Source organism: Streptomyces sp. NRRL S-37, from assembly GCF_000721605.1.
GTDB lineage: Bacteria > Actinomycetota > Actinomycetes > Streptomycetales > Streptomycetaceae > Streptomyces.
The window spans coordinates 506178-520004 of sequence record NZ_JOIZ01000005.1 but is presented as its reverse complement, the minus strand read 5'-3'; the positions used below and the strand labels follow the sequence as shown (position 1 = coordinate 520004).

The following is a 13827-nucleotide window of genomic DNA, read 5'->3' as shown; positions in this document are numbered from 1 at the left end:
CAAGTCGTGGTCGGCGTCCGCTCCGCAAGGGATGATTCCCCCGGCGGCAACGGATGGCAAGTGCTTGCAGAGTCTTGCACAACCGTCCGAACCCCTGTCGTACGGGCGGAAACCCGGGGTGCCGGGCGGTCGGGGACAGGTCACGACGGCATAACTCTCGGCGGTGCTTGCAAAACTTTTCTGCAAGGTCTTTCGAAAAGGTTCCAGCGCTGTTACGTTCACGTCGCCCGGCGGCGGCAACGGCGCGGTCGGCAAGTCGGCAGGACGGCAGACGGGGCCGCACCTGCACTTACGGGCTTTCACCCTCAAGGAGAACCTCATGCGGCGTGGCATAGCGGCCACCGCGCTGGTGGCGTCCCTCGCCCTCGCGGCGACGGCCTGCGGCGGAGACGGCGACAGCGGCGACTCGGCCGGCGGTCCGGTCACCATCACCTGGTGGGACACCTCCAACGCGACCAACGAGGCGCCGACGTACCAGGCCCTGGTCAAGGAGTTCGAGGCCGCCAACAAGGACATCAAGGTCGAGTACGTCAACGTCCCCTTCGACCAGGCGCAGAACAAGTTCGACACCGCCGCCGGCGCGTCGGGCGCCCCCGACGTGCTGCGCTCCGAGGTCGGCTGGACCCCCGCCTTCGCCAAGAAGGGCTTCTTCCTGCCGCTGGACGGCACCGACGCCCTCGCCGAGCAGGACAAGTTCAAGCCCAACCTGATCGAGCAGGCGAAGTACGAGGGCAAGACCTACGGCGTCCCCTTCACCACGGACACCCTCGCCTTCGTCTACAACAAGGAACTGTTCGAGAAGGCCGGCGTCGAGGCCCCCAAGACCTGGGACGACCTGAAGAAGGCCGCCGCCACCATCAAGGACAAGACCGGCGTCGACGGCTACTGGGGCTCCACGGCCGGCTACTACGCCCAGCCGTTCCTGTACGGCGAGGGCACCGACATGGTCGACGCCGACGCCAAGAAGGTCACCGTCAGGTCGCCCGAGGCCCAGAAGGCGTACGGCACCTGGCTGGACCTCTTCGACGGCAAGGGCCTGCACAAGGCCGACGTCACCGCCGACGCCTACACGCACATCCAGGACGCGTTCGTCAACGGCAAGGTCGCCTCGATCATCCAGGGCCCGTGGGAGATCACCAACTTCTACAAGGGCTCCGCGTTCAAGGACAAGAACAACCTCGGCATCGTCCCCGTCCCGGCCGGCTCCACCGGCACGGCGGGCGCCCCGACCGGCGGCCACAACCTCTCCGTCTACGCCGGCTCCGGCAAGGACAAGCAGGCCGCCGCGCTGAAGTTCGTCAACTTCATGACCTCGGCCAAGGCGCAGGAGACCATCGCGCTGAAGAACTCCACGCTGCCCACCCGCGACGACGCCTACACCGGCAAGGTCAAGGCCGACCCGGGCATCGCCGGCTACCAGACGGTCCTCTCCGCCGCCCAGCCGCGCCCGGCCCTGCCCGAGTACAGCTCCCTGTGGGGCCCGCTGGACGACGAGCTCCCGCAGATCGCGAGCGGCAAGAAGTCCCTGGACAAGGGTCTGGGCGACGTCGAGACCGCGATCGCCAAGCTGGTGCCGGACTTCAGCAAGTAACGCCCGTGTGGCCGCCGGACCCGCTTCCAGGAGGGGAGGGTCCGGCGGCCGCCGGCCTGTGTGCCGTACCCCTTGACCATCCAGAAGGTGCCGAACCATGACTGTCACCATCGACCGCGCGACCGGCAAGCGCCGCGGTGACCGCGCGCCCCGCCCCGGGCCGGCCGGCCGTCTGAAGCGCGGATACCAGAAGCACTGGTACGCCTACGCCATGATCGCGCCGGTGGCGCTCGTGCTCGGCGTCATCGTGCTGTACCCCCTGGCGTACGGCTTCTATCTCACGCTCACCGACGCGGACAGTCTGAACTCGGCCCGCACCATCGGCGTCAACGAGATCGAGGCCACCTACAAGTTCATCGGCATCGACAACTACGCCGACATCCTGTGGGGCGAGACGGCCTACGACCGCTTCTGGTCCAAGTTCGTCTGGACGATCGTGTGGACGGCCGCCTGCGTCACCCTGCACTACACCATCGGCCTGGGCCTCGCCCTGCTGCTCAACCAGAAGATCCGCGGCCGCACCTTCTACCGGCTGGTCCTGATCCTGCCGTGGGCCGTGCCGACCTTCGTCACCGTCTTCGGCTGGCGCTTCATGCTCGCCGACGCCGGCATCGTCAACACCGCCCTGGACTCCCTCGGCCTGCCCTCGCCGGCCTGGCTGGAGGACACCTTCTGGCAGCGGTTCGCCGCGGTCATGGTCAACACCTGGTGCGGTGTGCCGTTCATGATGATCTCCCTGCTCGGCGGTCTGCAGTCCATCGACGCCAGCCTGTACGAGGCGGCCGAGATGGACGGCGCGAACGCCTGGCAGCGGTTCCGCAACGTCACCCTGCCCGGACTGCGCTCGGTCAGCTCCACCGTGGTCCTGCTCGGTGTGATCTGGACCTTCAACCAGTTCGCGATCATCTTCCTGCTGTTCGGCAACACCGCCCCGGACGCCCAGATCCTGGTCACCTGGTCCTACTACCTGGGCTTCGGGCAGCAGCCGCGCGAGTTCGCCGAGTCCGCGGCCTACGGCATGCTGCTGCTGGCCATCCTCGTCGTCTTCACCTCCTTCTACCGCCGCTGGCTGAACCGCAATGAGCAGCAGCTCGCGATCTGAGGCAGGAGTCCCCATGAGCACCACATCGGTCACCCCCACCGCTCCGGCGGACCGGCCTGCCGCACCCCGTAAGGTGCGCCGGCGCGGCGAGAGCGGCCCCCTGGCCCGCCTCACCTCGCACGGCGTCCTGACCGTGGCCGGTCTGGTCGCGCTGTTCCCGGTCGCCTGGCTGGTCTTCCTGTCCCTCGGCCCCGACAAGGACGACTATCTGCACCCCGGCGGCATCTGGGGCAAGATGACGCTGGACAACTACGCGTTCGTCCTGCAGCACACGAACTTCTTCGACTGGCTGAAGAGCTCGCTGATCGTCTCGCTCGGCACCACGGTCATCGGTGTCCTCGTCGCCGCCACCACCGGCTACGCGGTCTCCCGCATGCGCTTCCCCGGCTACCGGAAGTTCATGTGGGTCCTCCTGGTCACCCAGATGTTCCCGGTCGCCGTCCTGATGGTCCCGATGTACCAGATCCTGTCGGACCTGCGGCTCATCGACAGTTATCTTGGACTTGTCCTCGTCTACTGCTCGACGGCGGTGCCGTACTGCGCCTGGCTGATGAAGGGCTACTTCGACACCATCCCGTTCGAGATCGACGAGGCGGGACGCGTCGACGGGCTGACCCCCTTCGGCACGTTCGCACGGCTGATCCTGCCGCTCTCCAAGCCGGGGCTGGCGGTCGCCGCGTTCTACAGCTTCATCACCGCGTTCGGCGAGGTCGCCTTCGCCACGACGTTCATGCTCGACGACGAGAAGTACACGCTCGCCGTCGGTCTGCAGAGCTTCGTCAGCGAGCACGACGCACAGCGCAACCTCATGGCCGCCACCGCGGTCCTCATCGCGATACCGGTCTCCGCGTTCTTCTACCTCGTGCAGAAGAACCTGGTGGCCGGCCTCACCGCCGGCGGTACGAAGGGGTAAGAGCCGCCAGGGGGCGAACCGCCGTCGTCCGGCCGCCGCGCCGTCGTGGCGTGCCGGCGCCGCGGAGCCGCACACCGGCGCGGACCGCGCCCCTGTACGGCGTCGCCCTCCCCGGACCCGAGACGGCCGCGGTGGCCATCCGACCCCGCCGCCACCGCGGCCGTCTCGTCTCCACGCCGCCCGCCCCCACCCGCTTCCCTGCCCGCACTCGTATCAAGGACGACATGAGCCAGCAGCACTCCGCCGCCCCGGCCCCGACCCCCACCACCGACGCGGCCGTCGCCACCGTCACCCGGCGTCGCGACTGGTGGCGGGACGCGGTGATCTACCAGGTGTACCCGCGCAGCTTCGCCGACAGCAACGGCGACGGCATGGGCGACCTGGAAGGCATCCGCTCCCGCCTGCCGTACCTGCGCGACCTCGGCGTGGACGCCGTGTGGCTCAGCCCCTTCTACGCCTCCCCGCAGGCCGACGCCGGCTACGACGTCGCCGACTACCGCGCCGTCGACCCGATGTTCGGCACCCTGCTCGACGCGGACGCGCTGATCCGGGACGCCCACGGCCTCGACCTCCGGATCATCGTCGACCTGGTTCCGAACCACTCCTCCGACCAGCACGAATGGTTCAAGCGCGCCCTCGCCGAGGGCCCCGGCTCGCCCTCCCGCGACCGCTACCACTTCCGCCCCGGCAAGGGCGCGAACGGCGAGCTGCCGCCCAACGACTGGGAGTCGATCTTCGGCGGCCCGGCCTGGACCCGCGTCACCGAGCCCGACGGCACGCCCGGCGAGTGGTACCTGCACCTGTTCGCGCCCGAGCAGCCCGACTTCAACTGGGAGCACCCGGCGGTCGGCGACGAGTTCCGCTCCATCCTCCGCTTCTGGCTGGACATGGGCGTGGACGGCTTCCGCATCGACGTCGCCCACGGCATGGTGAAGGCGGAAGGCCTCCCCGACCTTGGATCCCACGAGCAGCTTAAGCTGTTGGGCAACGATGTCATGCCGTTCTTCGACCAGGACGGCGTCCACGACATCTACCGCCAGTGGCGGCTCATCCTCGACGAGTACTCCGGCGAGCGTATTTTCGTCGCCGAGGCGTGGACCCCGACCGTCGAGCGCACCGCGAACTACGTCCGCCCCGACGAACTGCACCAGGCGTTCAACTTCCAGTACCTGGGCACCCACTGGGACGCGTCGGAACTGCGTGAGGTCATCGACCGCACCCTGGACGCCATGCGCCCGGTCGGCGCCCCCGCCACCTGGGTCCTGTCCAACCACGACGTCACCCGCCACGCCACCCGCTTCGCCAACCCGCCGGGCCTGGGCACCCAGATCCGTCTGGCCGGCGACCGCGAACTGGGCCTGCGCCGCGCCCGCGCCGCGACCTTGCTGATGCTGGCGCTGCCCGGTTCGGCGTACGTCTACCAGGGCGAGGAGCTCGGCCTGCCGGACGTCGTGGACCTGCCGGACGAGGTGCGTCAGGACCCGGCGTACTTCCGGGGCGCGGGCCAGGACGGCTTCCGCGACGGCTGCCGCGTGCCGATCCCGTGGACCCGCGAGGGCTCCTCGTACGGCTTCGGCGACGGCGGGAGCTGGCTGCCGCAGCCGGCGGAGTGGGGCGGGCTGAGTGTCGAGGCGCAGACCGGCGACCCCGGCTCGACCCTGGAGCTGTACCGCTCCGCGCTCGCCGTGCGCCGCGCCCAGGCCGATCTGGGCGCCGGCGACGCGGTGGAGTGGCTGCGCGCCCCCGAGGGCGTCCTCGCCTTCCGGCGCGGCGACTTCGTGTGCGTCGCCAACACCACGGGGGAGTCGGTGACCACCCCGTCGTACGGCCGTGTCCTGCTCGCCAGCGGTGAGGTGGACGAGACGGCCGGCGAGGCGAAGGTGCCCGCCGACACCACCGTGTGGTGGACCACGGGCTGAGGTCCGGCTCGCAACTTTTTTCGTTCAAGTCGGTACGGCCCGCTGCCCTTTCGGGTGGCGGGCCTCTACCATCTGCGTTGCCGCAAGGTTGCTGAAGTTTTCTGCAAGAGAATTCAGCCTGCTCGAGCGGTATCCCCACACCCTTCGATGAAGAAGGTAACCCCACATGGCACGCAGAACCCTCGCCGTGGCCGCCGCGCTCGCGGCCGCCTCGGTTGTCATGACCCCAACCGGTGCGCAGGCCTCCCCGCCCGGAAGCAAGGACGTCACCGCCGTCCTCTTCGAGTGGAACTTCGCCTCGGTCGCCCGGGAGTGCACCACCACCCTCGGCCCCGCCGGATACGGATACGTCCAGGTCTCCCCGCCCGCCGAGCACATACAGGGCTCGCAGTGGTGGACCTCGTACCAGCCGGTCAGCTACCGGATCGCCGGGCGGCTCGGCGACCGCGCCGCGTTCAAGAGCATGGTCGACACGTGTCACGCGGCCGGCGTGAAGGTCGTCGCCGACACGGTCATCAACCACATGTCCGCGGGCAGCGGCACCGGCACCGGCGGCTCGTCGTACACGAAGTACGACTACCCCGGCCTGTACTCCTCGTACGACTTCGACAACTGCACCTCACAGATCAACAACTACGGCGACCGCTGGAACGTCCAGAACTGCGAGCTGGTCGGCCTCGCCGACCTCGACACCGGCGAGGACTACGTCCGCGGCGCCATCGCCCGCTACATGAACGACCTGCTGTCGCTGGGCGTCGACGGCTTCCGCATCGACGCCGCCAAGCACATGCCGGCCGCCGACCTGGCCAACATCAAGTCCCGGCTGAGCAATCCGAACGCCTACTGGAAGCAGGAGGTCATCTACGGCGCCGGCGAGGCCGTCCAGCCCACCGAGTACACCGGCAACGGGGACGTCCAGGAGTTCCGGTACGCCTACGACCTCAAGCGGGTCTTCACCAACGAGAACCTCGCCTACCTGAAGAACTACGGCGAGGGCTGGGGCTACATGAACAGCTCCGTCTCCGGCGTCTTCGTCGACAACCACGACACCGAGCGCAACGGCTCCACCCTGAACTACAAGGACGGCGCCACCTACACCCTGGCCAACGTCTTCATGCTGGCCTGGCCCTACGGCGCCCCGGACATCAACTCCGGGTACGAGTTCTCCGACCACGACGCCGGACCGCCCAACGGCGGCCGGGTCGACGCCTGCTGGCAGAACGGCTGGAAGTGCCAGCACAACTGGCCGGAGATCAGGTCCATGGTCGCCTTCCGCAACGCCACCCGGGGCCAGTCGGTCACCAACTGGTGGGACAACGGCGGCGACGCCATCGCCTTCGGACGCGGGAACAAGGGCTTCGTGGCCATCAACCACGAGTCCGGCTCCCTGACCCGCACCTACCAGACCTCCCTGGCCGCGGGGACGTACTGCAACGTCCAGAACAACACCACGGTCACCGTGAACGGTTCCGGACAGCTCACCGCCACCCTGGGCTCCCACACGGCCCTCGCGGTGTACGCCGGCAAGTCGTCCTGCTGAAGACGCGCGGGCCGCGCCGCCGTTCACGGGGCGGCGGCGCGGCCCGCGTCCGCGTGCAAGTCCTTACCGTTACTTTCACAACCCTTGCTGTAAAGCTTTCAACGGCGATACGGTCACGCCGACGCTCCGGTGACGTGGCCGAAACAGGCCGTGCCGCGGCGTGCGGGGTCGGACCCGAATCGAGCCGTAAGCGCAAGGAGTTCTCGCCTTGATACCCAGATGGCCCGCGCCCCCGGGGCGCCGCACCGCGCGCGGCGGACGCGTCGCCGCCGTCACCGTGGCCGCGCTCGCCGCCGCCCTGGTGCAGCCGGTCACCGCCGGCGCCGCGACCCCGCCCGCACCGCCCTCGGACGCGAAGCTCGCCACGTCGCCCGCACGGCACGACCTGACCCGCGAGCAGTTCTACTTCGTCCTGCCGGACCGTTTCGCCAACGGTGACACGAAGAACGACCGCGGCGGACTGACCGGCTCGCGCCTCACCACCGGGTACGACCCCACCGACAAGGGCTTCTACCAGGGCGGCGACCTCAAGGGCCTGACGAAGAGGCTCGACTACATCAAGGGGCTCGGCACCACCGCCATCTGGATGGCGCCCCTCTTCAAGAACCAGCCCGTGCAGGGGACGGGGGAGAACGCCTCCGCCGGCTACCACGGTTACTGGATCACCGACTTCACCCAGGTCGACCCGCACTTCGGTACCAACGACGACCTCGAGACCCTCATCGACGCAGCTCACAAAAAGGGCATGAAGGTCTTCTTCGACGTCATCACCAACCACACCGCCGACGTCGTCGACTACGAGGAGAAGTCCTACGGCTACCTCTCCAAGGGCGCCTTCCCCTACCTGACGAAGGACGGCGAGCCCTTCGACGACGCCGACTACGCCGACGGCTCCCGGAAGTTCCCGCGCGTCGACGAAGGCTCCTTCCCGCGCACCCCGGTCGTGCCCGCCGCGAAGAAGGACCTCAAGGCCCCGTCCTGGCTCAACGACCCGGACATGTACCACAACCGGGGCGACTCCACCTTCGCCGGCGAGTCCGCCGAGTACGGCGACTTCTCCGGCCTCGACGACCTGTGGACCGAGCGTCCCGAGGTCGTCGACGGCATGGAGAAGATCTACCAGCGGTGGGTGAGGGACTTCGACATCGACGGCTTCCGGATCGACACCGTGAAGCACGTCAACATGGAGTTCTGGACCCAGTGGGCCACCGCCCTGGACGCCTACGCGGCGAAGAAGGGCCGGGACGACTTCTTCATGTTCGGCGAGGTGTACTCCGCCGACACGGACGTCACCGCCCCGTACGTCACCCAGGGCCGCCTGGACGCCACGCTCGACTTCCCCTTCCAGGAGGCGGCCCGGCAGTACGCCTCCCAGGGCGGCAGCGCGAAGAAGCTGGCCTCGGTCTTCGGCGACGACCACAAGTACACGACCGACCGGGCCAACGCCTATGAGCAGGTCACCTTCCTCGGCAACCACGACATGGGCCGCTTCGGGACGTTCCTGACCCAGGACGACCCGGAGGCGTCCGAGGCGGAACTGCTGAAGAAGGACGTGCTCGCCCACGAGCTGATGTTCCTCAGCCGCGGCAACCCGGTCGTCTACTACGGCGACGAGCAGGGCTTCACCGGCGCCGGCGGCGACAAGGACGCCCGCCAGACCCTGTTCGCCTCCCGCACCGCCGACTACCTCGACGACAACCTGATCGGCACCGACCGCACCCACGCCGAGGACACCTACGACACGCGAGCACCGCTCTACCGGCGGATCAGTGCTCTCGCCAAGCTCCGCAAGGCCCACCCCGCCCTCACCGACGGCATCCAGCAGGAGCGGTACGCGGCCGACGGCGCGGGCGTCTACGCCTTCTCCCGCACCGGCACCGGCAAGGACACCACCGAGTACGTCGTCGCCTTCAACAACTCCGGCGAGGCGCGGAAGGCCACCTTCGCGACCGGCTCCGCCCGGATGACGTTCAAGGGCCTGTACGGCACCGACGCCACCGTCACCAGCGACGCCGACAGGAAGATCACCGTCACCGTCCCGGCCGGCTCGGCGATCGTCCTCAAGGCGTCCGGCCCGCTCGCCGCGCCCGCCGCGAAGCCCACGGTCACCCTCGAGGCCCCCGAGGCGGGCGCCACCGGCACCGTCGAGGTCACCGCCGACGTCGAGGGCGGACAACTCAACCGGGTCGTCTTCGCCGCCCGGACCGGCAACGGGAAGTGGCGGACGCTCGGCTCCGCCGACCACGCCCCCTACAAGGTCACCCACACCATCGGCGAGGACGTCCCCGCCGGCACCGCCCTGCGCTACAAGGCCGTCGTGATCGACTCGGCAGGCCGCACCGCGAGCGCCCTCGCCGCCTCCACCACCGGCACCCCGCCCGTCGAGGAGCCGCCCGCCGCCGCCTCCCGCGACTACGCGATCGTCCACTACAAGCGCACCGACGGCGACTACGACGCCTGGGGCCTGTACGCCTGGGGCGACCTCGCCGACGGCGAGGCCACCGAGTGGCCGGACAGCCACCCCTTCACCGGCCGCGACGCCTACGGCGCCTTCGCCCACGTCAAGCTCAAGCCGGGCGCCTCCGACGTCGGCTTCCTCGTCATCGACGAGGACGGCGACAAGGACGTCGCCACCGACCGCACCATCGACGTCACCCGGCACGGCGAGATCTGGATCGAGCAGGGCAAGGAGACCGTCACCACCGAACGGCCCGACTACCCAGCCCAGGACACCACCAAGGCCGTACTGCACTACCAGCGCGCCGACGGGAACTACGACGGCTGGGGCCTGCACACCTGGACCGGTGCCGCGCACCCCACCGACTGGTCGAAGCCCCTTCAGCCGGTGAAGACTGATGCCTATGGCGCTGTCTTCGAGGTGCCGCTCGCCGAGGGTGCCACCAGCCTCAGCTACATCCTCCACAAGGGCGACGAGAAGGACCTCCCCACCGACCAGTCGCTGGACCTCACGGCGAACGGCCACGAGGTGTGGCTGTTGAGCGGCCAGGAGGACTACCTGCTGCCGCAGCCGGCCGGCTCGGCGGCGGCCCTCGACCTGACCACCTCCAAGACGGTCTGGATCGACCGGGACACCGTCGTCTGGGACGGCTCCGAGGCCGCCGCCTCCACCCAGCTCCTCGCCTCCCGCACCGGTTCCGTCACGGTGCAGGACGGGAAGCTGACCGGCGGGGACGCGCGCTGGCTCCGGCTGGCGAAGACGGACCTCACCGACGCCCAGAAGGCGAAGTACCCGCACCTGAAGGACGGCACCGCCTGGTCCGTCGACCCGCGTGACCGGGACCGCGTGCGCGAGGCCCTGCGCGGCCAGGTCGTCGCCACCCAGCACACGGCCGACGGCGCCGTGCTCGCGGCGACCGGCGTGCAGATCGCGGGCGTCCTCGACGACCTCTACGCGGCCGGCGCCACCAAGGCGAAGCTCGGCCCGGTGTTCCGCCACGGCCGGCCCACCCTCTCCGTGTGGGCGCCGACCGCGCGGGACGTCTCCCTGGAGATCGGCGACCGCACCGTCCGGATGCGCCGCGACGACGCCACCGGCGTCTGGTCCGTCACCGGCCCGCGCTCCTGGGAGGGCGAGGAGTACCGGTACCGGGTCAAGGTGTGGGCGCCGAGCACTCAGGAGATCACCACCAACACGGTCACCGATCCTTACTCGGTCGCCCTGACCACCGACTCCGAGCGCAGCCTCGTCGTCGACCTGGCCGACCGGTCCCTGAAGCCGCGTGACTGGTCGACGTACGACAAGCCGAAGGCCGTACCGCTCAAGGACGCCCAGATCCAGGAGCTGCACATCCGCGACTTCTCCGTCGCGGACCGCACGGCGGAGCACCCCGGCACCTACCTCGCCTTCACCGACCAGGACAGCGACGGCAGCAGGCACCTGCGCGAGCTGGCCGAGGCCGGCACCTCGTACGTGCACCTGCTGCCCGCGTTCGACATCGCCACCATCCCCGAGAAGAAGTCCGACCAGGCCACCGTCGACTGCGACCTCGCCTCCTACCCGGCCGACTCCGACCGGCAGCAGGAGTGCGTGGCGAGAGCCGCCGCCAAGGACGCCTTCAACTGGGGCTACGACCCGTACCACTACACGGTCCCCGAGGGCTCCTACGCCACCGACCCGGACGGCACCGAGCGCACGGTCGAGTTCCGGAAGATGGTCAAGGCGCTCAACGAGGACGGCCTGCGCGTCGTGATGGACGTCGTCTACAACCACACCGCCGCGAGCGGCCAGGCGGAGACGAGCGTCCTGGACCGGATCGTCCCCGGCTACTACCAGCGGCTCCTCGCCGACGGCTCGGTCGCCACCAGCACCTGCTGCGCCAACACGGCCACCGAGAACGCCATGATGGGCAAGCTCGTCGTCGACTCGATCGTCACCTGGGCCAAGGAGTACAAGGTCGACGGGTTCCGCTTCGACCTCATGGGCCACCACCCGAAGGCCAACATCCTCGCGGTCAGGAAGGCCCTCGACGAGCTGACCCCCGCCAAGGACGGCGTCGACGGCAAGAAGATCATCCTGTACGGCGAGGGCTGGAACTTCGGCGAGATCGCCGACGACGCCCGCTTCGTGCAGGCCACGCAGAAGAACATGGCCGGCACCGGCATCGCCACCTTCTCCGACCGGGCCCGCGACGCCGTGCGCGGCGGCGGCCCCTTCGACGAGGACCCCGGCGTGCAGGGCTTCGCCTCCGGCCTCTACACCGACCCCAACTCCGCCGCGGACAACGGCACCGAGGCCGAGCAGAAGGCCCGCCTGCTGCACTACCAGGACCTGATCAAGGTGGGCCTGAGCGGCAACCTCGCCGACTACACCTTCACCGACACCAGCGGCAAGGAGGTCAAGGGCTCCCAGGTCGACTACAACGGCGCCCCCGCCGGCTACGCGGCCGCGCCCGGCGACGCCCTCGCCTACGCGGACGCCCACGACAACGAGTCGCTGTTCGACGCGCTCGCCTTCAAGCTGCCGAAGGACACGTCCGCCGACGACCGGGCCCGCATGCAGGTCCTCGCCATGGCGACGGCCACCCTCTCGCAGGGCCCGGCCCTCTCCCAGGCGGGCACCGACCTGCTGCGCTCCAAGTCCCTGGACCGCAACTCCTACGACAGCGGCGACTGGTTCAACGCCATCCACTGGAACTGCGCGGACGGCAACGGCTTCGGCCGCGGTCTGCCGCCGGCCGCCGACAACGAGGCCAAGTGGCCGTACGCCAAGCCCCTGCTCGGCACGGTCAAGGTCGGCTGCCCGCAGATCACCGGCGCCTCGGCCGCGTACCGGGACCTGCTGAGGATCCGTACGACGGAGCAGGCCTTCTCCCTCGACACGGCCGCCCAGGTGCAGTCCCGGCTCGCCTTCCCGCTCTCCGGGAAGGACGAGACGCCCGGCGTGATCACGATGACCCTCGGTGACCTGGTCGTCGTCTTCAACGCCACGCCGGAGCGGCAGGAACAGCGGGTCGCCGCGCTCGCCGGGACCGGCTACCGGCTGCACCCGGTGCAGGCGGCGGGCGGGGACGCGGTCGTGAAGACCTCGTCGTACGCGAAGGGGTCCGGCACGTTCACCGTCCCGGCGCGCACGGTCGCGGTGTTCACCACCGCCGGCTAGGCCCGTCAGGAGCTGCGGCTAGGGTGAGCCCTCCCGACCCGGATCAGGAGGGCTCATGCCGCAGATCACCGTCGACTACTCCGAGCGGCTGGCGGACGGTTTCGACCGGCCCGCCTTCGCGCGGGACCTGCACACCGCCGTGGTGGACATCGCGGCCGCCAAGCCGCCGGCGTGCAAGACCCGGTTCCGGCGCACCGAGGACGTCGTGGTCGGCCCCGACACCGACGGGCACGCCCTCGTCCACGTCCACATCGCCCTGCTGCCCGGCCGCACGGACGAGACCAAGGCCCGCCTCACCGAGACCGTCCTGGAACTGCTGCGGCAGTACGTCAAGCCGGCCGAAGGACTGATGCTGCACGCCTCCGCCGAGGTGCGCGACCTCGACGCCTCGTACCGCAAGTTCGAGGAGTAGGGGCCCGCTAGGAAGCGGCCAGCGAGATCAGCCGGGTGGCGAGGTCGGTGAACGGCCCGTCGCCCGGCTCGTTCTTGAGCAGGCCACGCAGGAGCGCGGCCAGTTCCTCGTCGCGGGCGGCGGCCACGGCGGCCAGCGCGGCGAAGTCCTGCACCAGCTGCGCCTCCAGCTCGGCGCGCGGGATGCGCCTGCCGTCCAGCCAGATCAGCGCCGTCGACTCGACGAGCGAGATCCAGGACCGTACGACCAGTTCCAGCCGCACCGGCGCCGGGCCCACCACACCCATGTGCGCCACCATCTGCTCGTACGCGGCCTGCCGCACGGAGTCGATCAGCGCGTTGGTGGCCGAGGAACCGACCGCCGGGCCGCCGCGCATCAGGGCGGCGAAACCGGGCCCGTGCTCGTCGACGAAGTCGAAGAAGCGGGCCATCACCCGCCGCAGCCGCGACCCCAGCGGGCCCTCCCGCGGCTCCGCGAACCGGGACGCCAGATCATCCGCCGCCCGCCTCAACGCGGCCTCGTACAGGCTGAGTTTGCCGGGGAAGTAGTGATAGACCAGCGGGCGGGAGATGCCCGCCCGCGACGCTATCTCGTCGATGGAGACCTCGTCGGGGGAGCGCCGGCTGAACAGTTCGAGGGCCACGCCGATCAACTGCTGCCGCCGCTCCTCGACTCCCATCCTGCGCCGCACCCCGCTCGTCATACGAACACCTTACCGATCGATTCCGGC

General features: G+C 69.7%; 8 protein-coding genes. 7 read left to right on the top strand and 1 reads right to left on the bottom strand.

The window, feature by feature from the left end:
• Window positions 1–319 precede the first annotated feature (319 nt).
• From IH50_RS0109225 to IH50_RS0109195, 7 genes are all read left to right on the top strand, one after another.
• Complete coding sequence (locus IH50_RS0109225; RefSeq protein ID WP_030859235.1) at window positions 320–1591, top strand: extracellular solute-binding protein; 1272 nt, start codon at window positions 320–322, stop codon at window positions 1589–1591.
• 97 nt (window positions 1592–1688) lie between these two features.
• Window positions 1689–2693 (top strand): carbohydrate ABC transporter permease, encoded by a 1005-nt coding sequence (locus IH50_RS0109220; RefSeq protein ID WP_030859234.1) that lies wholly within the window; start codon window positions 1689–1691, stop codon window positions 2691–2693.
• A 13-nt stretch (window positions 2694–2706) separates the two neighbouring features.
• Window positions 2707–3606, top strand: coding sequence for a sugar ABC transporter permease (locus IH50_RS0109215; protein WP_030859233.1), 900 nt, complete (start codon window positions 2707–2709; stop codon window positions 3604–3606).
• Window positions 3607–3830: 224 nt separating this feature from the next.
• Window positions 3831–5525, top strand: coding sequence for a glycoside hydrolase family 13 protein (locus tag IH50_RS0109210; RefSeq protein WP_030859232.1), 1695 nt, complete (start codon window positions 3831–3833; stop codon window positions 5523–5525).
• A gap of 166 nt (window positions 5526–5691) precedes the next feature.
• Window positions 5692–7065: an alpha-amylase gene (locus IH50_RS0109205; protein ID WP_030859231.1), complete on the top strand. Its 1374-nt coding sequence runs from the start codon at window positions 5692–5694 to the stop codon at window positions 7063–7065.
• Between the two features lie 208 nt (window positions 7066–7273).
• Window positions 7274–12685, top strand: coding sequence for a pullulanase-type alpha-1,6-glucosidase (pulA, locus tag IH50_RS0109200; RefSeq protein ID WP_030859230.1), 5412 nt, complete (start codon window positions 7274–7276; stop codon window positions 12683–12685).
• A 55-nt stretch (window positions 12686–12740) separates the two neighbouring features.
• Window positions 12741–13097, top strand: coding sequence for a 5-carboxymethyl-2-hydroxymuconate Delta-isomerase (locus tag IH50_RS0109195; RefSeq protein WP_030859228.1), 357 nt, complete (start codon window positions 12741–12743; stop codon window positions 13095–13097).
• Between the two features lie 7 nt (window positions 13098–13104).
• Here IH50_RS0109195 and IH50_RS0109190 read toward each other — a convergent pair whose 3' ends face one another.
• Window positions 13105–13800 (bottom strand): TetR/AcrR family transcriptional regulator, encoded by a 696-nt coding sequence (locus IH50_RS0109190; protein ID WP_078913907.1) that lies wholly within the window; start codon window positions 13798–13800, stop codon window positions 13105–13107.
• Window positions 13801–13827: the final 27 nt, after the last annotated feature.

Excerpts from the sequence above, each read along its gene's own strand:
- IH50_RS0109215 (WP_030859233.1), top strand. The coding sequence starts at position 2,707 with ATGAGCACCACATCGGTCACCCCCACCGCTCCGGCGGACCGGCCTGCC.
- IH50_RS0109205 (WP_030859231.1), top strand. The coding sequence starts at position 5,692 with ATGGCACGCAGAACCCTCGCCGTGGCCGCCGCGCTCGCGGCCGCCTCG.
- IH50_RS0109220 (WP_030859234.1), top strand. The coding sequence starts at position 1,689 with ATGACTGTCACCATCGACCGCGCGACCGGCAAGCGCCGCGGTGACCGC.
- IH50_RS0109210 (WP_030859232.1), top strand. The coding sequence starts at position 3,831 with ATGAGCCAGCAGCACTCCGCCGCCCCGGCCCCGACCCCCACCACCGAC.
- IH50_RS0109225 (WP_030859235.1), top strand. The coding sequence starts at position 320 with ATGCGGCGTGGCATAGCGGCCACCGCGCTGGTGGCGTCCCTCGCCCTC.
- IH50_RS0109195 (WP_030859228.1), top strand. The coding sequence starts at position 12,741 with ATGCCGCAGATCACCGTCGACTACTCCGAGCGGCTGGCGGACGGTTTC.
- IH50_RS0109190 (WP_078913907.1), bottom strand. The coding sequence starts at position 13,800 with ATGACGAGCGGGGTGCGGCGCAGGATGGGAGTCGAGGAGCGGCGGCAG.